General features: G+C 66.9%; 24 protein-coding genes. 10 read left to right on the top strand and 14 right to left on the bottom strand.

What is annotated here, in order from left to right:
• Positions 1-8: 8 nt before the first annotated feature.
• Positions 9-1,259: a cytochrome P450 gene (locus A5759_RS02615; RefSeq protein ID WP_068193433.1), complete on the top strand. Its 1,251-nt coding sequence runs from the start codon at positions 9-11 to the stop codon at positions 1,257-1,259.
• 101 nt (positions 1,260-1,360) lie between these two features.
• Entirely contained in the window at positions 1,361-2,623 is a 1,263-nt protein-coding gene (locus A5759_RS02610; RefSeq protein WP_068193430.1) for a cytochrome P450, read from the top strand.
• Here A5759_RS02610 and A5759_RS02605 read toward each other — a convergent pair.
• Positions 2,589-3,242: a TetR/AcrR family transcriptional regulator gene (locus A5759_RS02605; protein ID WP_068193426.1), complete on the bottom strand. Its 654-nt coding sequence runs from the start codon at positions 3,240-3,242 to the stop codon at positions 2,589-2,591. The genes A5759_RS02610 and A5759_RS02605 overlap by 35 nt on opposite strands.
• A gap of 90 nt (positions 3,243-3,332) precedes the next feature.
• On the opposite strand from A5759_RS02605, the gene A5759_RS02600 reads away from it, so the two are divergent.
• A complete protein-coding gene (locus A5759_RS02600; RefSeq protein WP_068193422.1) occupies positions 3,333-4,982 on the top strand; it encodes an MFS transporter in 1,650 nt (549 codons plus the stop codon).
• On the opposite strand, the gene mftG is transcribed toward A5759_RS02600, so the two are convergent.
• The 7 genes from mftG to mftA form a co-directional block, all read right to left on the bottom strand.
• Positions 4,905-6,356 carry a mycofactocin system GMC family oxidoreductase MftG gene (mftG, locus tag A5759_RS02595; protein ID WP_231984515.1) on the bottom strand — a complete coding sequence of 484 codons (1,452 nt, stop codon included), beginning with the start codon at positions 6,354-6,356 and terminating at the stop codon, positions 4,905-4,907. The two genes, A5759_RS02600 and mftG, sit on opposite strands and share 78 nt — an antisense overlap.
• A 14-nt stretch (positions 6,357-6,370) precedes the next feature.
• Entirely contained in the window at positions 6,371-7,783 is a 1,413-nt protein-coding gene (gene mftF, locus A5759_RS02590) for a mycofactocin biosynthesis glycosyltransferase MftF (RefSeq protein ID WP_068193419.1), read from the bottom strand.
• Positions 7,780-8,523, bottom strand: a complete 744-nt coding sequence (gene mftE, locus A5759_RS02585) for a mycofactocin biosynthesis peptidyl-dipeptidase MftE (protein ID WP_068193416.1) — start codon at positions 8,521-8,523, stop codon at positions 7,780-7,782. Before mftE ends, mftF begins: the two co-directional genes overlap by 4 nt.
• 132 nt (positions 8,524-8,655) lie before the next feature.
• Positions 8,656-9,846 (bottom strand): pre-mycofactocin synthase MftD, encoded by a 1,191-nt coding sequence (gene mftD, locus A5759_RS02580; RefSeq protein WP_068193901.1) that lies wholly within the window; start codon positions 9,844-9,846, stop codon positions 8,656-8,658.
• Positions 9,847-9,848: 2 nt separating this feature from the next.
• Positions 9,849-11,084 carry a mycofactocin radical SAM maturase gene (gene mftC / locus A5759_RS02575; protein WP_068193413.1) on the bottom strand — a complete coding sequence of 412 codons (1,236 nt, stop codon included), beginning with the start codon at positions 11,082-11,084 and terminating at the stop codon, positions 9,849-9,851.
• Positions 11,081-11,398 (bottom strand): mycofactocin biosynthesis chaperone MftB, encoded by a 318-nt coding sequence (gene mftB, locus A5759_RS02570; protein ID WP_064400128.1) that lies wholly within the window; start codon positions 11,396-11,398, stop codon positions 11,081-11,083. The genes mftC and mftB overlap by 4 nt, the downstream gene beginning before the upstream one ends.
• The gene (gene mftA / locus A5759_RS25480) at positions 11,383-11,475 is read right to left on the bottom strand and encodes a mycofactocin precursor MftA (RefSeq protein ID WP_082693978.1); all 93 of its coding nucleotides are present in this window, start codon (positions 11,473-11,475) and stop codon (positions 11,383-11,385) included. The genes mftB and mftA overlap by 16 nt, the downstream gene beginning before the upstream one ends.
• A 104-nt stretch (positions 11,476-11,579) precedes the next feature.
• On the opposite strand from mftA, the gene mftR reads away from it, so the two are divergent.
• From mftR to A5759_RS02545, 4 genes are all read left to right on the top strand, one after another.
• Positions 11,580-12,179 (top strand): mycofactocin system transcriptional regulator, encoded by a 600-nt coding sequence (mftR, locus tag A5759_RS02560; RefSeq protein WP_068193407.1) that lies wholly within the window; start codon positions 11,580-11,582, stop codon positions 12,177-12,179.
• Positions 12,180-12,236: 57 nt separating this feature from the next.
• Positions 12,237-13,895, top strand: a complete 1,659-nt coding sequence (locus tag A5759_RS02555) for an NAD-dependent malic enzyme (protein WP_068193404.1) — start codon at positions 12,237-12,239, stop codon at positions 13,893-13,895.
• A 99-nt stretch (positions 13,896-13,994) separates the two neighbouring features.
• Positions 13,995-14,519 (top strand): RNA polymerase sigma factor, encoded by a 525-nt coding sequence (locus A5759_RS02550; protein ID WP_068193898.1) that lies wholly within the window; start codon positions 13,995-13,997, stop codon positions 14,517-14,519.
• On the top strand, positions 14,516-15,796 hold the full coding sequence (locus tag A5759_RS02545; protein WP_068193401.1) for a VOC family protein: 1,281 nt from the start codon (positions 14,516-14,518) through the stop codon (positions 15,794-15,796). Before A5759_RS02550 ends, A5759_RS02545 begins: the two co-directional genes overlap by 4 nt.
• Before the next feature lie 6 nt (positions 15,797-15,802).
• Here the strand turns inward: A5759_RS02545 and A5759_RS02540 are convergent, their stop codons facing one another.
• The gene (locus A5759_RS02540; RefSeq protein WP_068193397.1) at positions 15,803-16,978 is read right to left on the bottom strand and encodes an NAD(P)/FAD-dependent oxidoreductase; all 1,176 of its coding nucleotides are present in this window, start codon (positions 16,976-16,978) and stop codon (positions 15,803-15,805) included.
• A 57-nt stretch (positions 16,979-17,035) separates the two neighbouring features.
• The gene (locus A5759_RS02535; RefSeq protein ID WP_068193895.1) at positions 17,036-17,482 is read right to left on the bottom strand and encodes an Lrp/AsnC family transcriptional regulator; all 447 of its coding nucleotides are present in this window, start codon (positions 17,480-17,482) and stop codon (positions 17,036-17,038) included.
• A 113-nt stretch (positions 17,483-17,595) separates the two neighbouring features.
• Between A5759_RS02535 and ddaH the strand changes: the two genes are divergently transcribed.
• Complete coding sequence (gene ddaH / locus A5759_RS02530; RefSeq protein WP_068193393.1) at positions 17,596-18,447, top strand: dimethylargininase; 852 nt, start codon at positions 17,596-17,598, stop codon at positions 18,445-18,447.
• A complete protein-coding gene (gene rocD, locus A5759_RS02525) occupies positions 18,420-19,655 on the top strand; it encodes an ornithine--oxo-acid transaminase (RefSeq protein ID WP_082961934.1) in 1,236 nt (411 codons plus the stop codon). Before ddaH ends, rocD begins: the two co-directional genes overlap by 28 nt.
• Before the next feature lie 2 nt (positions 19,656-19,657).
• Here the strand turns inward: rocD and A5759_RS02520 are convergent, their stop codons facing one another.
• Positions 19,658-20,536: a mycofactocin-coupled SDR family oxidoreductase gene (locus A5759_RS02520; RefSeq protein ID WP_068193386.1), complete on the bottom strand. Its 879-nt coding sequence runs from the start codon at positions 20,534-20,536 to the stop codon at positions 19,658-19,660.
• Positions 20,537-20,673: 137 nt separating this feature from the next.
• Positions 20,674-21,510, bottom strand: a complete 837-nt coding sequence (locus A5759_RS02515; RefSeq protein ID WP_068193383.1) for an SHOCT domain-containing protein — start codon at positions 21,508-21,510, stop codon at positions 20,674-20,676.
• An 80-nt stretch (positions 21,511-21,590) separates the two neighbouring features.
• Here A5759_RS02515 and A5759_RS02510 point away from each other — a divergent pair, with 80 nt between their 5' ends.
• Positions 21,591-23,000 carry an MFS transporter gene (locus A5759_RS02510; RefSeq protein ID WP_068193381.1) on the top strand — a complete coding sequence of 470 codons (1,410 nt, stop codon included), beginning with the start codon at positions 21,591-21,593 and terminating at the stop codon, positions 22,998-23,000.
• Here A5759_RS02510 and A5759_RS02505 read toward each other — a convergent pair.
• Both A5759_RS02505 and tuf read right to left on the bottom strand, forming a co-directional pair.
• Complete coding sequence (locus tag A5759_RS02505; RefSeq protein ID WP_068193378.1) at positions 22,948-23,820, bottom strand: cutinase family protein; 873 nt, start codon at positions 23,818-23,820, stop codon at positions 22,948-22,950. The two genes, A5759_RS02510 and A5759_RS02505, sit on opposite strands and share 53 nt — an antisense overlap.
• A gap of 205 nt (positions 23,821-24,025) precedes the next feature.
• Positions 24,026-25,216, bottom strand: a complete 1,191-nt coding sequence (gene tuf / locus A5759_RS02500) for an elongation factor Tu (protein WP_064400138.1) — start codon at positions 25,214-25,216, stop codon at positions 24,026-24,028.
• Positions 25,217-25,232 lie beyond the last annotated feature (16 nt).

Here is a 25,232-nt window from a genome sequence, read left to right as displayed (position 1 = left end):
GGGAACCTATGAGCACGCCGATCATCGCAGACGCCGCCAAGGTGCTGGCCGATCCGAAGGCCTACACCAACGAGGCGGGCCTGCACGCCGCATTGACCCACCTGCGCGAGAACGCCCCGGTGTCCTACGTCGACGTGCCCGATTATCGGCCGTTCTGGGCCGTCACCAAGCACGCCGACATCATGGCGATCGAGCGCGACAACGAGCTCTGGATCAATGCGCCGCGCCCGATGCTGGTTACGGCCGCCACCGACGATCTGTCGCAGGCCAACCTCGCCGCCGGTGGCGGGCTGCGCACTCTGATTCATATGGACGACCCGCTGCACCGCGACATCCGCAAGATCGGGGCGGACTGGTTCCGGCCCAAGGCGATGCGCGCGTTGAAGGCCCGCGTCGACGAGCTGGCCAAGATCTATGTGGACAAGATGGTCGAAAAGGGTCCCGAATGCGACTTCGTCCAAGAGGTCGCCGTGAACTTCCCGCTTTACGTGATCCTGTCGCTGCTCGGGCTGCCCGAATCCGACTTCGGCCGCATGCTCAAGCTCACCCAGGAGATGTTCGGCGGCGACGACGACGAGTTCACCCGTGGTAAGAGCGCGCAGGAACTGCACGAGGTCATCACCGACTTCTTCCGCTACTTCACCGCGCTGACCGCTGAACGCCGGACCAACCCCACCGACGACCTGGCCTCGGCGATCGCCAATGCCAAGATCGACGGCGAATATCTCAACGACGTCGACTGCCTGTCCTATTACGTCATCGTCGCCAGCGCAGGCCACGACACCACGAGCGCGGCGATCTCGGGTGGTCTGCTGGCGCTGATCGAGAACCAGGACCAGCTCGCCCGGCTGAAAGCCCACCCGGAGCTGATGGGCACCGCGGTCGAGGAGATGATCCGCTGGACCACTCCGGTCAAGGAGTTCATGCGCACCGCCACGGCCGATACCGAGGTGCGCGGTGTACCGATCAAGCAGGGCGAATCGGTGCTGCTGTCCTATGTTTCGGCCAACCGCGACGAGGATATCTTCGACGAGCCCTTCCGCTTCGACGTCGGCCGTGACCCCAACAAGCACCTGTCATTCGGTTACGGCGTGCACTTCTGTCTCGGCGCCGCTCTGGCACGCATGGAGATCAACAGCTTCTTCACCGAGCTGGTACCACGGCTGGATTCGATCGAGTTGGCCGGCGACCCGGAGTTCATCGCGACGATCTTCGTCGGTGGGCTCAAACACCTGCCGATCAGATACTCGCTGCGCTGAAGTCGAACCCGTCGGCGTGATGGGAGCCACCTCGCGGCGTGAAGTGGTGTCGGTCACATAGACTGTGCTTGACACCCGTCAAGTCTTTCCCGAGGAGCTTCATGAGCACGCCGACGATGGACCAGAAATCACAGGAAGCCGCGCAGGTCTTCGCCGATCCCAAGGCGTATGCCGACGACGATCGGCTGCACGCCGCCTTTGCTCATCTGCGGGCCCACAACCCGGTGCCCTATGTGGACCACCCGCCGTACCGGCCCTTCTACGCGATCACCAAGCACGCCGACATCATGGCGATCGAACGCGACAACAACCTGTGGCTGAGCGAGCCGCGGCCACTGCTTGCGACCGCCGAAGCCGACGACCTGGCAAGGGCACAGTTGGAAGCGGGCATGGGACTGCGAACGCTGATCCACATGGACGACCCGCATCATCGCGATGTCCGCAAGATCGGCGCGGATTGGTTCCGCCCCAAGGCGATGCGCGAATTGAAGGTTCGGGTGGACGAACTGGCCAAGCGCTACGTCGACAAGATGCGCGACATCGGCCCCGAATGCGACTTCGTCGAGGACATCGCGGTGCACTACCCGCTCTATGTGATCCTTTCGCTGCTCGGGCTGCCCGAGGAGGACTTCCCGCGCATGCTCAAGCTCACCCAGGAGATCTTCGGCGGTGACGACGAGGAGTACCAGCGCGGGACCACCCCCGAGGAGAAACTGCAGACGGTGGTCGAATTCTTCGCCTACTTCGGCGAACTGACCGCTTCACGACGGGCGAACCCGACCGATGATCTCGCATCGGCGATCGCCAACGGAACCATCAACGGTGAGCCGCTGAGCGAGGTCGACACCGCGTCGTACTACGTCATCGTGGCCACCGCAGGCCACGACACCACCAAGGACGCGATCTCCGGCGGTCTTCGCGCGCTGATCGACAACCCCGACCAACTCGCACGGCTTCAGGCACAACCGGAATTGATGGGCACCGCGGTCGAGGAGATGATCCGCTGGACCACCCCGGTCAAGGAGTTCATGCGGACCGCCGCCGAAGACACCGAGGTCCGTGGCGTACCGATCGCCAAGGGTGAATCCGTTTATCTCGCTTACGCATCCGCGAACCGCGACGAAGACATCTTCGACGAACCGTTCAAATTCGACGTCGGTCGCGATCCCAACAAGCATCTCTCGTTCGGCTACGGCGTGCACTTCTGTCTCGGTGCCGCGTTGGCGCGCATGGAGATGAACAGCCTGTTCACCGAACTGCTGCCGAGGCTGGACTCGATCGAGCTGGCCGGGGAACCCGAACTAGCCGCGACAGTGTTCGTCGGAGGGCTCAAGCATCTTCCGATTCGCTACTCGCTGAGGTGATCTCGCTCGGCATCTTCGCGTGGGTGGCCAAATATCCGTCGACGGAGGCCTCCGCGCACGCGCGGTAGTCGAAGTCGGCCACCGTCGACAGCTTCCCGAGAATCAACGGGCCGATGAGAAGTGCGATCGTCTGGATCCGGTCAACCTCGTCGAGTTCCTCGGCCGCCTGAGCGCCGTCGAGGATCGCGTCGAAGGGCGCCGAATACAGCGCGATGATGCGTGACCTCAGGGTCCCCACGGCATCCGAATCCGACTGCTGCACCTCGGAGTACGTCCCCACATCGGGACCGGAGGCCATCCATGTCATGGCGGTGATCATTGCGGACGCCTCGGCGATCGACTCCGCCCATCCCACGACGACCGCAATCAATCGGTCGCGCAGGCTGCCCTCGGCGGGCGGCATCGGCGCCGGATTGAGCAGGCTCAAGAACGCCGCCGCCATCAGGTCGTTGGCGCTCGGAAAGTGGCGATACAGCGTGGCGCGCGCGACGTTGGCGGTTCTCGTGACCGCGTCGATGGTGACCGCACTCGGGCCGCCTGCCCGCAGCAGCGTCGTAGCCGCCTCGAGCAGGCGGGCACGGGACCGGGCCGGCCTCGGGTCGGTACTCGCCCCGCTCATCGTTTAACCCACTTCCTCGCCGGGAACAAGACTATCGGTCTCACACCGAGACTGTTAGTCTCGAAAATCTACTGCGGAAGAGAGCGACGTATGGTCGACACCCTCAGCCGGTCGGACCAGGATATCGGCGCGAGCGTCGCAGACCTGTCCTCCCGTGCGCGCGTCTGGCTACTCACCGTCGCCTGCATGGGCGTCGCCCTGGTGATCAGCTCGATGGTCGCCCTCAACGCCGCCCTGCCCGACATCGCGGTGGAAACCACGGCCACCCAGGCCCAGCTGACGTGGGTGGTCGACGGTTACACCCTGGTGCTGGCGTGTCTGTTGCTGCCTGCCGGCGCGATCGGCGACCGGTACGGCCGCCGCGGTGCTCTGCTCGCGGGTCTCGGTATCTTCACGCTCGCCTCGGCGGCGCCGTTGATCTTCGACGGCCCACTCGCATTGATCATCGCCCGCGCCGTGGCCGGTGTGGGCGCGGCGTTCGTCATGCCCGCCACCCTGTCGCTGTTGACGGCCGCATACCCGAAAGCCGAGCGCAACAAGGCCGTCGGCATCTGGGCGGGCGTCGCGGGCTCGAGTGCGGTGGTCGGCTTTCTGGGATCCGGTGTGCTACTCCACTTCTGGTCGTGGCAGTCGATCTTCTGGGCGTTCACGCTCTCCGGTGCGGGCCTGTTCGGGCTGGCCTGCACGGTGGCCTCGTCTCGCGATCAGCAAGCCACACCGCTCGACTGGCCAGGAGCGGTACTGATCGGCGGGGCCGTCGCGGTGTTCGTCTACGGCGTGCTCGAGGCGCCCGCCCACGGCTGGACACATCCCCTCGTATACGGGTGCATGGCTGCCGGCGTTGTCATGGCGGCCGTCTTCGCGGTGTGGGAACTGCGCAGCGCGCACCCACTGCTCGACGTCCGGCTGTTCGCCAAGGCCGACTTCACCACCGGTGCCATCGTGGTGACGTTCTTCTTCCTCGCGAACTTCGGGTTCTTCTTCGTCTCGATGCAATACATGCAGCTGTTGCTCGGCTACACCCCCCTGCAGACGGCTTTCGCATTGGCGCCGCTGGTTGCCCCTCTTCTGGTCCTCAGCCTTGCAACACCGTGGTATCTGCCACGACTGGGTCTGCGGATCGTCCTTTCCACCGGCCTGGCGCTGATTGCGGGCGGGCTGTTCTATATGCAAACGCTCGAAGTGGACTCGCCTTACCTGGACCTCGCGCTGCCGCTACTCGTCATGTCGACGGGCATCGGTTTGTGTACGGCGCCAGCGACTTCGGCGATCATGGGTGCGGTGCCGGACGAGAAGCAGGGCGTCGCGTCGGCGGTCAACGACTCCACCCGCGAGATCGGCGCCGCACTGGGCATCGCGGTGGCGGGCTCGGTGCTCGCCGCCCAGTACGGCGATAGCCTTGCGCCCTATTTGCGCGGCCTACCCGAATCGCTCCGCACGGCCGCGTCGAACTCGCTGGCCGAGGCGCTCGAGGTGGCCGAACGGCTGGGCCCACAGGGTGCCGACCTGTCACAGGCCGCGCAGCTGGCGTTCATGGACGCCATGCACATCTCCCTGATCGCCCTCGGGGGCCTTTGCGCGGTTGCCGCGGTGTTCATCGCACTGTGGGCACCTGGCCGAGACGGAAGGCAGTTTCGCTTCATCGAGAGGATCGTCTCGCGGTCAGACGATGAACTCGGCCGCTCGGTGCCCGACCATGACGATGGTGGCGTGCGGGCCGCGGCTGGGGATCACCGGTAGCACCGACCCGTCGACGAGCCAGAGCCCCTCGACCCCGCGCACCCGGCACCGCGGGTCCACCACCGCGACGTCGTCATCATCGTCGCCCATCGGCGCAGTCCCCGAGAGATGCTGCGACGTCGACCATGATGCCGGCCCGACCTCGGCTGCGCCGACGAGTTCGCGGGACAACGCGACCCCGGCGCGCAGCTTCTCGACGTCGTCGGGCTCGCTGTCGTAGCGGTGCTCGATGACCGGAGGCACATCGGGGTCGGCGCTCACCACCCTGACGGCCCCTCGTGACTTCGGCCGCATCAACGTCACCCCGATATGGGGATGGTCGCCGGGATCGTCGCGCTGACCGCTCACCATAGCTCCGAAACCGGCTGTGTACGGCCTGATTTCGAGCCAGTCGTCGGTGGTGAGCACGGCCTCGAGAGGTGGGAGTCCGTGTGTTTCCGTCCAGTTCACCGGCAGCACCCACTCGGGGTGGTCCGACATCACCACTCCCACCGGCAGATTCGCCGCCACCGGTATTCCCACCCGCTCGAGGGTTTCGGGTGGGCCGATGCCCGAGAGCATCAGAAGGTGTGCCGACCCGATTGCTCCGGCGCACAGCACTATCCGGTCCGCCTCGAGATAAGTGGCACCGTCCTGGCTTGCACACTCCACGCCGACCGCGTGCCCGGCGGTGATGCGGATGCGGTGCACCCGGGTATTGGTGAGCAAGGTGAGGTTCGCACGGTCCAAAGCCGGTTGCAGGAAGGCCCCACCGGGACCCATGCGGGCACCCTGGTGGATGTTCAGCGGCACCGCGCCCACTCCGGCCCCCACCGGCGCCTCGACGGTCGAACCGTTCAGATCGACTACCCACGGATGCCCGGCGTCGGTGGCCGCCGCCACGAATGATGCTGTGCAGCCGTCGAATTCGGCAACACGCTGAATTCGTATCGGCCCTTCCGAGCCGTGTATCGCATTATCGAAGTCGAGGTCGGTTTCGATGGCCCGGAAGTGCGGGAGCACATCCGACCATGCCCAGCCGGGCAGGCGCCAGTCGTCGAAATCCGACGGAAGCCCACGGCAGAAGTAGCCGCCGTTGACGGCGCCCGATCCTCCGACCACCTCGCCGCGCATGAGCATCGCATGACGCAGCGGATCGACGGTCAAGGTGGTCGGGTAGCGCCGCACCACTGAACTCGCAGTGCCGATGGGCAGCCGCAGTCCGTCGTTGATCTGCGCCGAGACCCGAGGGTCGGAAGGCCCTGGACCCGATTCGACGACGGTGACGGTGCATGCCGGGTCGGCGGAGAGCCGCTCGGCCAGAACAGATCCGGCGCTGCCGGCACCGACGATCAGGACGTCACTGCGGCGAGGAGCAATTGGAGCACTGCGCACGCGGCAGGGTCGTCTCAGGTCCGGATCTGGGGCTTGAGCGCACCGAGATGACGCTCACGGACAACACCCGTCCACAGACCTGCCCCGTAGGCGATGTCGTCGAGGCGCTTGAGGGCGATATAGGTGAGCAGGCCGACCCGTTGGGTGTCGTCTTCGGTGTTCCGGCTGCGGGTCAGCCAGTCGACGACCCCTTCCACCACCGCGGCCACGAGCACGACCTGCCGGCATCGTCGGGACAAGAGCGCCGCGACGAGCGCGACCGGCCAGTAGTGCCGGCAGATCGCCGATGCCAGCTGCATCGCTGCGGACCACAGTCCGTGTGCGGCCACGACCGCGACGTCTTTGGGTTCGGGCTCCACACTCGACAGGGACTTGGCTATGCGCCTGCCGGTGATGGTTGCGACGACGATCGAGGCCAGATATCCGATCGACGAACCCATCGCCATCAGCATCCAGGCCACCAGCGTCCAGCCCGAGATCACCAGCGGAGCGGTCTTACCGGGATGACGCACCGACAGCGGTGCGGCGGCCTCGCCGTAGAAAGACCTGCGCGAGAACCACTCTCGCAGTTGGGTCCGATGGTCGTGCGCCACCAGCGCGATGGGCTCGTAGCGTAGACGCGCACCGGATTCGATGAGTCGCCAGCACAGATCGACATCCTCACCGGAGGTCAGCGTCTCGTCGAAGCCGCCGACCTCCCCCAGCATGGCCCGCCGGCCGATGATCGCGGCACTGGGTACATAGGACACCGTGCCGTAGGGCATGACCGGGGCCTCCCGCAGACCCAGGTCCAACGAGGAGCGCACCGCTTCGTAGCGGGCGACCACATTGTCCGGCTCGCGGAGGCCGACGATGCGCGGTGCGACCAGGGCCACGGCGGGGTCACAGAAGTGGCCCAGCAGCGCCTCCAGCCAGCCGCGCCGTGGTACGACGTCGCTGTCCAGGAAAGCCACGAAGTCGGTCGTGCACGCGGCCAGACCGGTGTTGCGGGCGGCCGCGGGTCCGCGGCTGCGCTCGTGTCGCACCACCTGTACCCCGGCGTGGACGTCGGCGAAGTCGGACGCCTCGAGTGGTGTCTCAGAGCCGTCGTCGACGACCACCGCCCGCAGACCGCGCACGGCGGTGAGCAGTCGGCGGACGCCAGAAGCGTTGTCGCGCACCGGTATCACGACCGTCACGTCCCGGTGCGAAGGGCCGCTGGCGGGACGGGGGTGCGCGACGGTCGCGTCGAGCAGGGTCCGGGCCAACTGGGCGCTGACGGCGTCGTGCACTTCGAGCCTGCCGCCGCTGAGCATGGTCTGCGCCGCCGGCGCCAAACGAAGGAGGCGGGTCGGGGAGCCGCCGAGTAGGGCCGACCCGTCGCCGAGCACCTTCACCCGGCGATCCACCTGCACGGCGAAACCGTCGGGCAGTCGCGGTCCCGTCATGTCAGCATCCCGTCGCGGTCGGGCGCCCAGCGCGTGATCCGCCGAAGGCATGTTTGGACCATATCGGGAAAAATGCGGGCGCCGTCCTCCACGGTCGCGGTGGTGGGATCGCCGAGCACACCGACCTCACTGACCGCGGCCACTCCGCCCCGCCGCAGTTCGGGGATCAACTCGCGAAGGGGCGCCGTGTTGCCGGGCACCCGCTCGTCGATACGGACGTCCTGCGGCGAAATATGTAGCAATACAGACGTTTCGGTATGGCCCGCGTGCGCGTCGGCACCCGCCACCGTGCACGAGCACCATCCCGCCTCCCGGCCCTCGTAGCGCAGCAAAGCGGTCGCGGCGGCCAGCGCTTCGACGTTGCCGCCATGGCCGTTGACGAAGACCAGCCGTGACGCCCACCGGGATGCCGACCGGCCGTACTCCACCAGCAACAGCCTCAGCGCGGATGTCCCGATTGAAACGGTGCCGCTGAACTCCTCGTGCTCGCCGCTCGCGCCGTAGCCGATGGCGGGGGCGACCATCCAATTCACGCCGTCGGTTTCGGCGAGCCGGTCAGCAACCGCCCCACAAACGGCCGTCGCGATGCGGGTGTCGGTGTCCAGCGGGAGATGAGGGCCGTGCTGCTCGGTGGATCCGACGGGCACGAGGAGGGCTGACGGCTTGCTCTGCAGCTGCTTCGACGTCGCATTCGCGAGCAAGCTGACAGACGGCACCCGCCGATGGTAGGCCGAATTCACCTGTCGTGCGCCAATTGTTGAAGCATGCGCAGCAATTGATTCACCGAATTTCTCGCCGCCGGCGCCGGCGTCGTCCCCCCAGTCCCCTGCGCCCCGCCTGTACCAGCACGTTCCCGAACGCGGGGCTCGCCGTCAGGTGGCCGAACCTCCGGGCACGCCGAGCTCCCGGATGAACCCGGGAGGGACCAGGACGTCGTCGGGTCCAAGATCATGTACCGAGGCGCGACCCAGCCCCATCAATGCAGAATCGATGCCTCCCCGCAGGACGTCGAGCACGTTCTCGACACCGGCCTGCCCGTTGGCCGCCAGACCCCACAGGTATGCCCGCCCGATCATGACCGCGCGGGCACCGAGCGCGACCGCCTTCACGACGTCGCTGCCTCGCCGGATACCTCCGTCGAGCACCACCTCGATGTCGTCACCGACCGCCTCGACGATCGGCGGCAGGGCGCGAATCGAGGCCGGCGTCCCGTCCAGGTTGTTACCGCCGTGATTGGACACCGAGATCGCTGAAACACCGGCATCCACAGCACGTTTCGCGTCATCGACGCGCATCACGCCCTTGAGCATGAAAGGACCGCCCCACAGCTCGCGTAGCCAGGCGATGTCCTCCCAGGTCGGCGGCGGGGTGCCCATCCACTCGCCGTACGCGGCGAAGAACGGCGGGCCCTCCTCGCCTCGCGCGGCCTGATTGGGAACCCGCAGGTTCGGCGGCCGCAGGGTCTTACCCCACTGCCACATCCAGCGCGGTTTGGTCAGCCCCGTCGGGAGCATGCGCACCGTGGTGCGCAGGTCCATCTGCTCGGGGATCTTCGGGCTGCCCCAGTCGCGGCCGTGCGAGAAGCTCCAGTCCGTGGTGACGATCAGACCGACCGCACCCGCCTGCCGCGCGCGCTCGACCCGGGCGGCGATCGCATCCCGCCCGCCCAGCCAGTACACCTGGAAGAAGAGCTTGGGGTTGGCCGCGATCACCTCTTCGATCGGCTTGCTGGCGAACGACGACAGGCCCATCGCGGTGCCGCGCGCGGCGGCCGCGCGTGCGACCGCGACCTCGCCGTCCGGGTGGACCGCCTGCACACCTGTCGGCGAGATCAGCACCGGCAGCGAAATCTCTTGTCCCATCACGGTGGTCGCGAGATCGCGCTTCTCCGTCGCACCGACGACGTGCGGCGCGAAGCCCAACTCGGCGAACGCCTCGACGTTGTCGGAGACCGTCACGCCCTTCTCGCTGGCGGCGACGAGCGCCGAGTACACCGGCTTGGGAAGCCGGCGCCTGGCACGCTCTTGAGCGGCGGCGACCGTTTCGAACCAGGTGTCGGCCATGATCACACCGGACTTTCGTTGCAGAGACGTTTCGGAGGCGCTCCGGCGCCGACATTCGACCGGGGAGGCGCCCCGGCGCCGACATCGGGCCGGGGAGGCGTCGTGAGCAGCTTCAGCATCACCGGACCCGATCGCGAGTGGTCGACGCTGGACTTCGGCTTGACCCGTTCTTGAGCCAGGGCGGGAGCGCCGTAGCCCTCCACGCACTCAGGGTCCGGGCCGTCCATCGGCAGCCCGGTGAAGAACTTGGCGGCCATGCACCCGCCGCGGCAGCTGTCATAGTGCCCACAACTGCCGCACGCACCGGCCGACTGCGGTTCGCGCAGCTCACGGAAGAGCGGCGCGTTCTGCCAGACATTCCGAAAACCGCCGTCGGACAGGATGTTTCCGGCGTGGAACCGGTCATGAATGGCGAACGGGCACGCGTAGACGTCGCCGACGGGATCGATCAGACACACGACGCGGCCCGCCCCGCACAGGTTCAGCCCGGCGAGCGCGCCGGGTTCACCCAACCCGGCGAGGTGGAAGAACGAGTCGCCGGTGAGCACCCGGTCACCCTTGGCGACCAGCCAGTTGTAGAGCTGGACCTGCTGGTCGGCGGTGGGGTGCAGGTCGTCCCAGACATCGGCGCCCCGACCCGACGGCCGCAGCCGTGTGATCCGCAGCGTTGCGCCGTATTGCGCTGCGAGAGCGGCGAAGTCGTCGAGCTGGTCGACATTGTGGCGGGTCACCACCACCGAGATCTTGGCGTCCTTGAAACCGGCGTCGGCCAGGTTCTGCAGGGCCCTGGTCGCCATCGCGAACGAGCCCGCCCCGCGGACGGCGTCGTTGATCTCCGCGGTCGCGCCGTCGAGGGAGATCTGCACGTCGACGTAGTCGCTGGCCGCCAGTCGAGCCGCGACCTCAGGCGTGATGCGCACACCGTTGGTGGAGAACTTCACCCCGACGTGGTGGGCGGTGGCGTAATCGACCAGCTCCCAGAAGTCCGAACGCACGGTCGGCTCGCCGCCGCCGATGTTGACGTAGAAGACCTGCATGCGCTCGAGCTCGTCGATGATGTCCTTGCACTGCGCAGTGGTCAGCTCGCGCGGGTCGCGCTTACCCGACGACGACAGGCAGTGCACGCACGCGAGGTTGCAGGCGTAGGTCAGTTCCCAGGTCAGGCAGATCGGGGCGTCGAGTCCGTGCTCGAACTGCTCGACCAGCTTGGGCACACGTACGGCTTCGGTCGATGTCATTGCGGCACCAGCATTTTCGATCGAGCAAGCACGCCGAGTGCCTGCAGGTACGGCGCCTGCTGCGCGTCGTCGATACCGACGGCACGGCAGGCGGATCGGACGTCGGGATGGTCGGACAGAGTGTTGACGACGTCGACGATGGTCCGGTTCTTCAGGAATGAGAGCTTGCGCGTCCCGAAGTGGTAGAGCAGCGCCCCGAACGGCTCCGGCCGCACCGCCACCTGGTGGTGCAGCCGCCAGCCGAGCTCCGGGTCGAATGCGATGCCTTCCTCGGGCACCGCCGACGACGAGGTCACGATCAGTAGACCCCGCACATCCCGTCGATCGACACCTCTTCGACGAGCGTCTCGGTAACCAGCTCGTCGGTCTGGTCCTGCTGCTGCGGTTCCATTTGGCCCTCCATGGCTGCGCCTTTCGATATCACCGGTTCTCGACAACTGTGATCGAGGTCGCAATAATATGGCATCGAGTGCCTAAATGGAAAGGGGACCCCCTATGGGGCCGGACCAGCACCGGGTGGGCCGCCGGCGCTCGACGACGTGGGACCACATCAGCAACGTGGCCATCGACCTCTTTGCCACGCAAGGGTTCGACGACGTCAGCGTGGACGACATCGCCGAAGCCGCGGGAATCGCGCGGCGCACGCTGTTCCGCTATTACCCGTCCAAGAATGCCCTGCCCTGGGGCGATTTCGACGCTCATCTGGCCCACATGCGAAACCTGTTGGCCGATCTCGATCCTGAGGTGCCCATCGGCGAGGCGCTGCGCACCGCGTTGCTGGCGTTCAACAGCTTCGATGCCGCCGAGACGGCGCGCCACCGGATGCGCATGCGGGTGATCCTGGAGACCGCCGCGCTGCAGGCCTACTCGATGACCATGTACGCCGGCTGGCGCGCCGTGGTCGCCGAGTTCGTCGCCAAACGCCTCGACGCCACCGCAGGCGACCTGATACCGCAGACGGTGGCGTGGACGATGCTCGGCGTCGCGCTCTCGGCGTACGAACACTGGCTGGCCGACGAGAAGGTTTCGCTGGCTCAGGCGCTCGGTGCGGCGTTCGACACCGTGGCCGACGGGCTGTGGGCACTCGATCGCTGAATCACCTCGGCGCACTCGGCCACCGCGATAGCTTGGGGCGGTCGCGAAAGGACGCCGATGGCCGAGCGCAGCGCCGAGCACAAGACGGGTCACGATCTGCTCTACGACTCCCTGTGGACGAAGGGCACGGCTTTCAGCCACGCAGAACGCCGCCGATTCGGGCTGCTGGGGCTGCTTCCTTCGGCCGAGAAGAGCCTCGAGCAGCAGACCGAACATTCATGGCGCGAGTTCAGCAGGCGCCGCGAGCCGCTGGACAGGCACATCTATCTTCGAAACCTGCAGGACCGCAACGAGACACTGTTCTACCGGGTGCTGCGCGACCATATCGCCGAAACCATGCCGATCGTCTACACACCGACCGTCGGCGAGGCGTGCCAGCGCTTCAGCGAGATCTACCGGCGCCCGCGCGGGCTGTTCGTCTCCTACCCTGACCGCGAGTTCCTGCGCGAAATGCTGCGCAACCGCCCGCGACGGGAGGTCGACGTCATCGTCGTCACCGACGGGCAGCGCATCTTGGGTCTGGGCGATCAGGGCATCGGCGGCATGGGTATTCCCATCGGAAAGCTCTCGCTGTACACGCTGATCGGCGGCATCGACCCGGCCCGCACGCTGCCCGTGCTGCTGGACGTGGGTACCGACAACGTCGAGCTGCTCGAGGACCCGCAGTACCTCGGCTGGCGGCACCGCCGCATCGGTGACGACGAGTATTACTCGTTCATCGACGATTTCGTCACCACGGTGCGCGACGAGCTGCCCGACGTCCTTCTGCAGTGGGAGGACTTCGCCACCGCGCACGCGCTGCCGATCCTGCAGCGCTATCGCGACAAGCTGCTCACTTTCAACGACGACATTCAAGGCACCGCCGCGGTGACGTTGGGCGCGCTGCACGGGGCGGCCGGGGTGGTGGGGCGCCCGCTGTCACAGCAGCAGGTGGTGATGCTGGGCGCCGGCTCGGCAGGCATCGGGGTGCTCGAGATGGTGCACCGTCAGATGGTCAGCGAGGGCCTGTCGGCTCAGCAAGCGTCGACACAGATCTGGGTGGTCGACATCAACGGTCTGCTCACCGACGACCGCAGCGATCTGTCCCCCGGCCAGCGGGCGTTCGCCCAACCCGCCGGGCGGGTGGCGAGCTGGAGCTTGTCCGGGCCGGCTCAGCTCGCCGACGTCATCCATCACGTCGATGCCGGCGTGTTGCTCGGATTGTCGACCGCCACAGGGGCATTCACTGAGGACATCGTGCGGGAGATGGCCGCCAAGGTCGATCGCCCGATCATCTTTCCGCTGTCGAACCCGACCAGCCGGGCCGAGGCCCACCCAGCCGAACTGGACACCTGGACCGGCGGACGCGCGTTGGTGGCGACGGGTTCGCCGTTCGCGCCGCTGGAACGCGACGGGGTGCAGCGGCCGATCGCCCAATGCAACAACGCCTACATCTTCCCCGCGATGGGCCTGGCCGTCACCGCGGCGCAGGCGACACGGGTGACCGACGAGATGATGCGGGCCGCGGCCGCGGCGCTCGGCGACGCGTCTCCCGCCCTCGCCGATGCCGGGGCACCGTTGTTGCCCGCATGGTCGGACATCCCCGATGTGGCCCTACGCATTGCGCAGGCGGTCGCGACACAAGCCGTCGCCGACGGCGTCGCACCCAGCCGCAATCCCGACGAGCTGGCGCAGCGGATCACCGACGTGCGGTGGACTCCCGGATACCGGGGCTGACCCCCCCTGCACCCCTGGTCGCCTGGACACCAGTGGGCGCTCGCAAAAAAGTTCCGCCGGAACCGTCGGAGTTCGGCGCGCAACGGCGACGATATGGGTGTGAGCGCCGAACCGAATGGCACCGACGCTCCACGGGAGCTGCTCGCGCTGTACGACGAATCCTTACCGGTGGTGTACGGATACTTCGTCCGACGTTGTGGTGACCGTGGAACCGCCGAAGACCTGACGTCGGAAACCTTTCTGGCGGCGATGGACGCCGCGAGAAAAGCCGCTCCGCCAACGATCACCGTGCCGTGGTTGCTCGGGGTGGCGCGCCACAAGTTGGCCGACCACTACCGGCGCCGCCACGACCGGTTCACCACGCCGGTCGCCGAGCTGCCCGAACCCGTCGAGCCGCCCGACGACTGGGACGCCGAACTCGACCGCATCGTCGCCGAGAGTGTGCTCGCCAAGCTGCCCGAGCAGCACCGCACGGTTCTGGCACTGCGCTACATGGACGACTGCTCGGTGCCCGAGTGCGCCGAGCTCATCGGCCGCACGGTGCACGCGACAGAGGCGCTTCTGGTGCGGGCCCGCAAGGCGTTTCGCGCTCACTACCCGGAACCGGAAGGGAGGCAGTCGTGAACAACAGCCACGATCCGCTGGCCGTGCTGCGCGGCGGCGAACTTCCGGTCGCCCCCGACCCGGCTTTCGCCGCCGGGCTCCGCGCCCGACTGGAGTCGGCGCTTTCTCTACCGAATCGAACCGAGGAGGTCGTCATGAGTGGAACCGATACCGCCATCGCCGAACTGTCCGAGCCGACCGTCGCGCCGACGGTCCCCCGGTCGGCGGCACTTCCATACCTGACGGTCCGCAATGCTCGCGATGCGATCGCGTGGTACGTCGACACATTCGACGCCACGGTGGTCGGTGAACCCTTCGAGATGGATGACGGCCGCATCGGCCATGCCGAGTTGGCGATCGGCGACGGCGCGCTCTACCTGGCCGACGAGTATCCCGAGATCGGGCTGAGAGCTCCTGCACGGCAGTCTGTTTCAGTGAGCTTGATGCTGCGTGTCGCCGATACGGACGCGGTGCTCGAACGGGCTCGCAGGCACGGCGCCGAGGTGCAGCGCGAGCCGTACGAGAACTACGGCGCGCGCAGCGCAGCGATCGTCGATCCGTTCGGTCACCGCTGGATGCTCACCGGGCCCGTGACGGCTGCGGCCGTGCCGATCCAGCACGGTGACGTCGGCTACGTGTCGGTGTGGGTGCCAGATGCCGAGGCGGCGGCGCGGTTCTACGGTCATGTGCTCGGCTGGACCTATGACCCCGTGACCCAGCAGGTGACCAACACCGACCAGCGGATCGGCATCTTCAGCGTCGACAGGCCGCAGGGCATGCTCTGCTGCTACGCGGTCACCGACCTCGACGGTGCGCGGCAGTCGATCATCGACGGCGGCGGCACGGTGGGCCGGACCCAGGAACTCGACTTCGGGACCGTTCTCGACGCCACCGACCCCAGCGGGATGGCGTTCGCGGTCTTCCGGCCGGCGCCGGGCACACCGCGTCCAGCCCTCAACGGCACTGGGCCGGGGGAACTTTCATACATCACCTATCAGGTGCCGGACTCCGCGGCGTTCAAGGCGTTCTACAGCAGGGTGCTGTTCTGGACATTCGAGCCGGGGCGCGTCGACGATGGCTGGGGGGTGCGCGAGACGCATCCGATGTCCGGCGTCGCAGGCGGCACCACCGATGCGGTGACCGTGCCGATGTGGACGGTCGACGACATCGATGCCGCGGTGGCGCGCGTGCGGGAGGCGGGTGGCACCGTCATCGACGAGCCGTCGCAGCAGTCCTACGGGAAGTCCGCGCTGTGCACCGACGACCAAAGCACCCGCTTCTACCTCGGCGAGCTCTAGGGCCGGTCAGCCGAGGAGGTCGGCGATGGGTGCGCGCGCCGCGATCTTGGCGCGCACCTTCATCACCTTGCCCGGCATGCCACCGCCGACGACTCCGGCCACGACGCCGTCACGCTCGTAGTAGGCGAGGAACTTGCGACCGTCGTCCTCGACGACGTGGACGACGTCTTCGGCTTCCGGTTCGCCGAGGCATTGGATCTTGACGTCGTACTGGTCGCTCCAGAAGTACGGCACCGAGACCGCGGTCGGCGGCTCCTGCCCCAGCATCGCCGGCACCAGGACGCGCGCTTGGTCGGCGACGTTGCTCCAATGCTCAACGCGCACTTGGTGACCGAGGTTGTGTCGCCATGACGCAACGTCACCGATGGCCCAGACATGCGGCGCGCTGGCGCGGCCGTGGTCGTCGCAGACCACCCCGTTGTCGAGCTTGAGGCCGCTGCCTTCGAGCCAGTCGGTCGACGGGCGCGATCCGATGCCGACGACCACCAGATCCGCTTCGAGTTCGGTGCCGTCGCTGAGCACCACCGTCTCGACGCGATCCGAGCCCCGCACTTCCGAAACGCCGACGCCGCAGCGGACGTCGACACCCTCGGCGCGGTGCACCCGGGCCACCAACTCACCGATCTGCTCGCCGAGTACCGACGCCAGGGGCGCCGGTTGCGGCTCCACCAACGCGACCTCGACGCCGAGCTTGCGTAGGCTCGCCGCCACCTCGCAGCCGATGAACCCGGCTCCGACGACGACGGCGCGACGAGCCGAACCGGCCTCCTGCCGGAGGGCCACGCTCTCGTCGTAGTTGCGCAGCACGTGGATCCCCGCGAGGTCGGGGAAGGACGGAATGCGCTTGGGCACCAGGCCCGTAGCGATGATGAGTTCGTCGTAGGGCAGTTCGGTGCCGTCGGCGAGCGTCAACGTCTGGGTGGCCGTGTCGACGGACCGCGCGCCGTTGCCCAGCAGCACGGTGATGTCGTTCTCCTCGTAGAACTCCGCGGGCTTGAGGCTGACGTCGTCGGTCTCGGAGCGCAGCACCTCCTTCGACAGCGGAGGCCGATCGTAGGGCAGATGGTCCTCGTCGCTGACGATCGTGACCGGACCGCTGTATTCCGACCGGCGCAACTGTTCGGCGGTGCGGGCGGCCGCGAGTCCGCCGCCGACGATGACGATGCCCGCTGATGTGGTCATGGGCAGTTTCTTACACGATCCCTACTGCCTTTGGTCCGCCACCCCGGGCAATGGCGCTCAGCCGCGATCGCGGTCGATGACGTTGGTCAACACGACGACGCTCTCGCTGCGCTCGACGTGGGCGGCCGAACGGATGCGCTCCAACGCTTCTTCGAGGTGGCGCATGTCGCGCGCCACGATGTGCAGGATCGCGTCGGCGGTGCCGGTGACGGTGGCTGCGCTGATGACTTCGGGGATGTCGATCCACGCCGCCCGCAATTGTTCTGGGGCAATGGTTCCGTGACGGAAGACCTGCACGTACGCCTCGGTGGTCCAGCCCAGGGCGGCCCGGTCGACAACGGTCGTGAAGCCGCGGATGACGCCGTTGTCGAGCATGCGGTCGACGCGGCGTTTGACCGCGGGCGCGGACAGGTTGACCTGCTCCCCGATCTCGGCGTAGGTCGCGCGGGCGTCATCGGTCAGCGCCGCGAGGATCTGCTCGTCGGTCGCGTCGAGGCGGTCCACGGTCACCTCCGCACAATAAAACGCCGTTTGGCGTGACTGTACACAACAAATCACTACTAGACACGCAATGAACAACAATGGATTGCAGCAGAAACCGTCTCTACCGTTGATTCATGACATCTTTCAGTGTCGCGACGCCTTCGCGGTCGGGTCGCCACCGCAGGCGTGAAGCCCGAGCGCGCCACTACGTCATGACCGCGCCGACACACTTCGCTGTCGAGTACTCGATCAACCCGTGGATGGACATCGAGACGCCCGTCGACACCGCGCTGGCCCTCACCCAGTGGGAGACGTTGAGGCGCACGTACCGAGAACTCGGGCACGTCGTCGACCTCGTCGAGCCGGTCTCCGGACTGCCCGACATGGTGTACGCCGCCAACGGCGGCCTGGTGGTCGGCGCTACAGCGGTGGTCGCGAACTTCGCCTACCCGCAGCGCGCTGGCGAGGCGGTTGCGTACGGCGATTGGATGGTCCGCCATGGATACGAACCCGTACAGACGCGCCACACCAACGAAGGTCAGGGCGACCTTCTCGTCGCCGGTTCGATCCTGTTGGCCGGATACGGATTTCGGACGGATCGACGTGCACACGGCGAGATCGCGCAGTTGGTCGGGCGACCGACGTACAGCTTCGAGTTGGTCGATCCTCGGTTCTACCACCTCGATACCGCCCTCGCGGTGCTCGACGACACCACGGTGGCGTACTACCCGCCCGCGTTCAGCAACGCCTCGCGGGTAAGCCTGCGAACGCTGTTCCCCGACGCGATCGAGGTGACCAGTTCCGACGCCTACGCCTTCGGCCTCAACGTGGTGTCCGACGGGCGCAACGTCGTGCTGCCGACCGCGGCGACCGGCTTTGCCGCCCAACTGCGCGACGCCGGGTTCAACCCCGTCGGCGTCGACCTCTCCGAACTGCTCAAGGGCGGCGGATCGATCAAATGCTGCACGTTGGAGGTGCATTCGTGACCACGTTGGAAGCGACGGGTGCCGCGATCCCGATCGACGACCACTGTGTGGCGCATAACTACGACCCGCTACCGGTGGTGGCCGCCAGCGCCGAGGGCGCGTGGATCACCGATGTTCAGGGCCGTCGCTACCTGGACTGCCTGGCCGCATACTCGGCGGTCAACTTCGGCCACCGCAATCCGGAGATCACCGCGGTCGCACACGCGCAACTGGACACCGTGACATTGGTCAGCCGCGCGTTCCACTCCGACCGGCTCGCGCCCTTCTGTGCGGCCCTGGCCGAGATCTGCGGCAAGAACATGGTGCTGCCGATGAACAGCGGTGCCGAAGCGGTCGAGAGTGGGATCAAGGTGGCCCGCAAATGGGGCACCGACGTCAAGGGCGTGCCCGCCAATGCGGCAAATATTGTGGTAGCGCACAACAACTTCCATGGACGGACCACCACCATCGTCAGCTTCTCCGACGACGAGACGGCCCGGCGCGGCTTCGGCCCCTACACCCCCGGATTCCGCGCCGTGCCGTTCGGTGACGCCGATGCCTTCACCGATGCGATCGACGACAACACCGTCGCCGTGCTGATCGAACCGATCCAGGGTGAGGCGGGAATCATCGTTCCGCCCGACGACTTCCTGCCGCGCCTGCGGTCGCTGTGCTCACAGCGCAACGTCCTGCTGATCGTCGACGAGATCCAGTCCGGCCTGGCCCGCACCGGAAAGACGTTCGCCTGTGAGCACTGGGGCGTGGTTCCCGACGTCTACCTACTCGGAAAGGCGCTCGGCGGAGGCGTGCTGCCATTGTCGGCGGTGGTGGCCGACTCCGGCATTCTCGGTGTACTGCATCCCGGCGAGCACGGCTCCACGTTCGGTGGAAATCCGCTGGCCGCCGCGATCGGCTCCACGGTGGTGGCGATGTTGCAGCGTGGCCAGTTCCAGTGCCGCTCAGCGGAACTCGGCGCGCACATGCACCAGAGATTGCAGCAGTTGATCGGCCGGGGTGTCACCGCGGTCCGCGGCAAGGGTCTGTGGGCCGGCGTCGACATCGATCCGGGCTCGGGTACGGCCAAAGATGTCAGCGTACGCTTGGCGTGCCACGGCGTCCTCGTCAAGGACACCCATGGTTCGACCCTGCGGTTCGCTCCTCCACTGGTGATCACCGACGACGAGATCGACTGGGCCGTCGACCAGTTCGCGGCCGTTCTAGCGAACTAGCTTCAGTGCTTCATCGCGCCGCGGTCGACGGCGATCTGGCTGCCGGAAAGCGTTTTCGATCCGTCACCGGCGAGCCACGCGACGACGTCGGCCACTTCCTCGGGTTCCATGAAGCCCTGAAGACCCTTGTTCTCCTCGTCGAGCGGGTGGTACGGCATCGGCGCGAAGCTGTGCAGATAGCTCGGATGCTTGGCGAAGATCGCCATCATCGCGTCCTTCTCGACCATCGGCGTCTCGATGGAGTACGGATGGATCGAGTTCACCCGGATTCCGAACTCGCCGGCCTCGATCGCCAACGAGTTGGTGAGCGCGGTCAGACCGTGCTTGGACGCCGCGTAATGCGCGTTGCCCGGGGTCGCCTTCAGCCCGGCCGACGAACTGACGATGATGACCGATCCGCCGTTACCCGCCGCGATCATCGCGGGCAGCGTCGCCCGGATGGTGCGCCACGTCCCGTTCAGATTGACGTCGATGACGGTGTCCCACTGCTCTTCCGACATCTCCCAGATGCGGCCCCAGCTGAGCACACCCGCGTTGGCGACCAGGATGTCGAGCCTGCCGAACTGTTCGACGCCGTCGGCCACGACCTGCTGCAGCGCGGCCAGGTCCCGAATGTCGACCTCGCGGGCGAGCACTTTGCGGCCTGTCGCCTCCACCGCGCGCACCGTCTCGGCCAGTTCTTCGGAGGTCCCCATCGGGTAGGTGATGGACTCCGATATCGGGGCGCAGATGTCGATCGCGATGATGTCGGCGCCTTCGCCGGCCAGACGGACCGCGTGCGCCCGGCCCTGGCCGCGTGCGGCCCCGGTGATGAAGGCCACTCGGCCTTCCAGTGGTCGGTTGATCGCCGTCACCGCTGCTCCTTCCAGGACCCGCCCCATGCGAGCGACCGTGTCTGTCCGCGACACGCCGCCCCGGCGCGGACATTCGCGGTCGCTCGCCGGAGGTGAGAGCCCTCCGACAGGCTAACAGCCGAACTGAAACGTGTTCTAGAAGCCCGCGTGACTTCGGGCCGAGGCTAGAGGTCGGCGATTATCTGCTGGCGCTTCGCCGAGTACTCGTCCTCGGAGATCGACCCCATCGCGCGCAGTGTCTCGAGTTCCTGCAAGCGCTGCGCGGTCGACGGTTGAGGGGGCGCGATGGAGTCCGCCGCTGACCGTGCGGCGGCAGGTGGCGGCGCCGCGGCGGCCGGCGCCTGGTGAGCGGCTGCCCGGCGCACCACTTCCTGAACCTGTTGGCGCGCAGCGGGATTCGATCGTAGATCGATCATGTTGTTGAGACCGATGTTGTTGGCCTTGAGAATTTGCAGAATCTCCATCAGCGGCTCGGCTTGACCCGTCAGGTCGTATGTCCGGTTGTCCTCGGCGATGGTGAAAGTGGCGGGCATCATCCCGCTGACCAAGCCGCTTCGCTCCCAATCGATCTGATACTCGCTCGTCATCGGGTCGACCAGCGCGACCAGTTTCCGGTTGGTGATCATCGGCAGCCTCGCGATCGAGGCGATCACCCGATCCTGGCTGGCGAACGGCACGATGCCGGGCCCGGCGATCTGTAGGTCCAACTTCACCAACGGTTGTTCGTTGATCCGCGTTCCGGTTTCGTGAATACCGGTGACTTGGGCGAGTGCCAGCACTCCCGTCTGCTCGAGTTCGGCGGTCCTGGCGGCCGATCGGACTCCCCCGGCGGTGATCGCCAGCGCGATCAGCACGTCGGCGGCGGTGATCAGCAAGCCCGTCCAGAACATCCACTTCAGCATCGGGTCGCTGCCCGTGGCGAAGTAGATCACCAGGAAGATCGGCCCGACGATCCCGCACAGCAGCACGAAGGCTTGGACCTTGATGTAACGCCACAACATCGCCTGTCACGCTCCCGTCGTCCGCGGCCTGCGTGTCAGATTAACGCCAATCGACCGCCTGGGAGCCGTATCGTCGGGCGATGCCGTCGGGAGCAGACACCCGGTCGCGGTGGACCCTGACGGCCGTCGCGATGGCACTGTTCTGTGTGCAGATCGACTACTTCGCGATGAATCTCGCCCTTCCCCGGATGGCCGACGAGTTCGGCACCAGCACATCGGACCTGCAGTGGATCATCAGCGTGTACATGCTCGCTCTGGGCGCCTTCATGGTGCCCGCGGGCCGTATCGGCGACATCTTCGGCCGACGAAGGGCGCTGCTGACGGGCGTCGCGTTGTTCGGGGCGGCTTCGGTGGCCTGTGCGCTGGCGCCGTCTGCGGGCGTGCTGATTGCCTTCCGGGTGGCGCAAGGGATCGGCGCAGCCTTGATCTTCCCTGTGTCCGTCAGCGTGCTGACCAACGCCTACCAGAGCGGCAAGGCCAGCCACGCGATCGGATTGGCCTATGGCATAGCGGCTTTGGGGAACGCGGCAGGCCCACTTATCGGCGGGCTGTTCACCGCTACCATCGGCTGGCGGTGGATCTTCTGGCTCAACCTGCCTCTGACCCTGGTGTCGCTCGCGATCGGGGCCCGTGTCATCACCGAGTCTTTCGATGAATCGGCGCCACGACGCATCGACGTGGCCGGGCTGGCTCTCATCAGCACCGGAATCGGATTGTTCACCTTGACCTTTGACCGCGCACCCGGCTGGGGGTGGCTGTCGGTGACGACGCTGATCGCGTTCTCCGGATCACTGCTTGCGCTGGCCGCCTTCGTCGTCGTCGAGAACAGAGTCCGGTGGCCGCTGGTCGATCTGTCGCTGGTCCGCAACGCGAGATTCGCGATTCTGGTGATGGCCGGCGCGGTCGCGAACATCGCGTACGCGGTGACCATTTTCCTGTCGACCGTGTCCCTGCAGGACGTTCGTGGACTGGGCCCGTTGACCGCCGGGCTGGTTTTCCTCGGCCCGTCGGCGGGTGCCGCCGTCGGCGGCGTGCTCGCCGGCAGGCTCGCCACCCGTCGCGCACCACTATTGGTGATGGGTGCGACGACGGTCGTCGCCGCCCTGAGCCTCTGCGCGCTCGCCGGATCCCGCGGGTGGACGCTCTATCTGCTCGCGCTCAGCGCGTGCGGTCTGACTCTCGGACTGGTCTATGCGTTCACGACTGTCGCGACGCAGGCGGTGGTGCGTCCCGAACGGGCCGGAGAGGCCGCCGGGGTCACGCTGACGGTATTGGTATCGCTGGCCGGTGTCGGTGTCGCGGCGTCGTCGACCGTACTGGAGATGTTGCAGCGCAACGGAATACCAGCGGCACGTGCAATCGACGTCGTACTTGCCGTGCTCGGAGTGCTACTCCTGGCCGCAGGCGCGGTCGTGCTGTGGACCGCCCGACGATCGGTTACGCGCTCGGCGCCGTCGCAGCCATCGGTGTCGCCGCGGCCAGCGGGATGACCGGAAGGGCCTCGGGCGCATCAGGTGTGACAGGGCCGGGGCCGATGAGTTGGTACAGCGGCTGAGTCCAGCGGTATCCACCGGAAGACTTCGTATAGCTGGTGTGGATGAGGGTCGCGACCTTCGACACGGCGTCGGCGTCGGGGTCGTAGTCGCATACCGCGTCGCCGAGCTCACACACGCTGATTGTGCGTGCGCCGATGGCCGGCGGAAGCGGCTTGGGTGCGTGGGCGAGAATCGGCCAGTCCTGCGCGACTCCCTTGCCTGCGCCGGGCACGCTGGTAACCGAGCCGATGTTGATGGTCGGGTCGGCGGGCAGGCGGTCACCGTCGGCGATCAGCAACGCGGCCACCACGTTCGGGTTCGTCCCGGCGGCGTGCAGATTGCGGTGCACCACCATCGCGCCCTGCGAATAGCCGGCGAGCACCACCTTCGACTCCGGGCAACGCTGGATGAACGCCGTGTACTGCGACTCGAGAGCGGCTGCGCCGGTGTCGACGCTGCCCATGAAGCCGAGCCACTCGCCGACGCCGCCGTCGTCGTCGGGCACCGCGATCGCCGGGTATGCGACGGCCTCGGCCGTCATCGTCCGCCCGTCGGCGGTCACCAGCTGCTGCACGTCGAGGTAGGACTGGTAGATGTCGTCGCCCATTCCGGCATTCGAGCTCAGGTCGCCGTCACGCTGTCCGGACCCCGCGGCGCCGAACCAGTGCACATCGGGGCACCCGGGTGCGGCTTGAGCCGAAGCCGTGGAAAGCCCTGCGAATGCGGCGCCCGCGATCGCGGCGGCGCTGACGAGCGTGGTGAGACGACCGAACATGAACCCTTACCCTTCTTCACCCCGACCAGGGCATACGCGAAGTACATCGTCGCCGCGTCCGCCGCCGTTACTCCCCACATTCGCGAGACGTACACAAGGGTCGCGATCGTCGAAGAATCGCAGCCCCCTTGTACGTCTCGCGAAGCACACAAACGAAAGCGGCGCCCACCGGAAAGGTGAGCGCCGCTTTGCGACTGGCTTCAGATCACTTGACGATCTTGGTGACCCGGCCGGCACCGACGGTACGACCGCCCTCGCGAATCGCGAAGCGCAGACCCTCGTCCATGGCGACGGGCTGGATCAGCTTGACCGAGATGTCGGTGTTGTCGCCGGGCATCACCATCTCGGTGCCCTCCGGCAGCGTCACGACGCCGGTCACGTCCGTGGTGCGGAAGTAGAACTGCGGACGGTAGTTGTTGAAGAACGGCGTGTGCCGGCCGCCCTCGTCCTTGGACAGGATGTAGACCTGGCCCTCGAACTCGGTGTGCGGCGTGGTGGTGCCGGGCTTCACGACGACCTGACCGCGCTCGACGTCCTCACGCTTGATGCCGCGCAGCAGCAGACCGACGTTGTCGCCGGCCTGGCCCTGGTCGAGCAGCTTGCGGAACATCTCGACACCGGTGACCGTGGTCTTGGTGGTGTCGGGGCGGATGCCGACGATCTCGACTTCCTCGTTGACGTTGATCACGCCACGCTCGACGCGACCGGTGACCACGGTGCCGCGGCCGGTGATGGTGAAGACGTCCTCGACGGGCATCAGGAACGGCTTGTCGGTCTCGCGGACAGGGTCCGGGATCGACTCGTCGACGGCCTCCATGAGCTCCTCGACCGACTTGACCCACTTCTCGTCGCCCTCGAGCGCCTTGAGCGCCGACACGCGGATGACGGGGGCCTCCTCGTCGAAGTCCTGGGCGGCCAGCAGTTCGCGGACCTCCATCTCGACGAGCTCGATGAGCTCCTCGTCGTCGACCGCGTCAGCCTTGTTCAACGCGACCAGGATGTAGGGCACGCCGACCTGACGGGCGAGCAGCACGTGCTCACGCGTCTGCGGCATCGGGCCGTCGGTCGCCGCAACCACCAGGATCGCGCCGTCCATCTGGGCGGCACCGGTGATCATGTTCTTGATGTAGTCGGCGTGACCGGGGGCATCGACGTGCGCGTAGTGGCGCTTGTCGGTCTGGTACTCCACGTGGGAGATGTTGATCGTGATGCCGCGCTGACGCTCCTCAGGCGCATTGTCGATCTGGTCGAATGCGCGCGACTCGTTCAACTCCGGGAACTTGTCGTGCAGCACCTTGGTGATTGCTGCGGTCAGCGTCGTCTTGCCGTGGTCAACGTGACCGATGGTCCCGATGTTGACGTGCGGCTTCGTCCGCTCGAACTTCGCCTTCGCCACTGTGTGGTCCTCCTGG

It is taken from the genome of Mycobacterium sp. 852014-52144_SCH5372336, assembly GCF_001665615.1.
In the GTDB taxonomy this organism is placed as follows: domain Bacteria; phylum Actinomycetota; class Actinomycetes; order Mycobacteriales; family Mycobacteriaceae; genus Mycobacterium; species Mycobacterium neumannii_A.
This window is presented reverse-complemented; position numbering and strand designations above follow the sequence as displayed.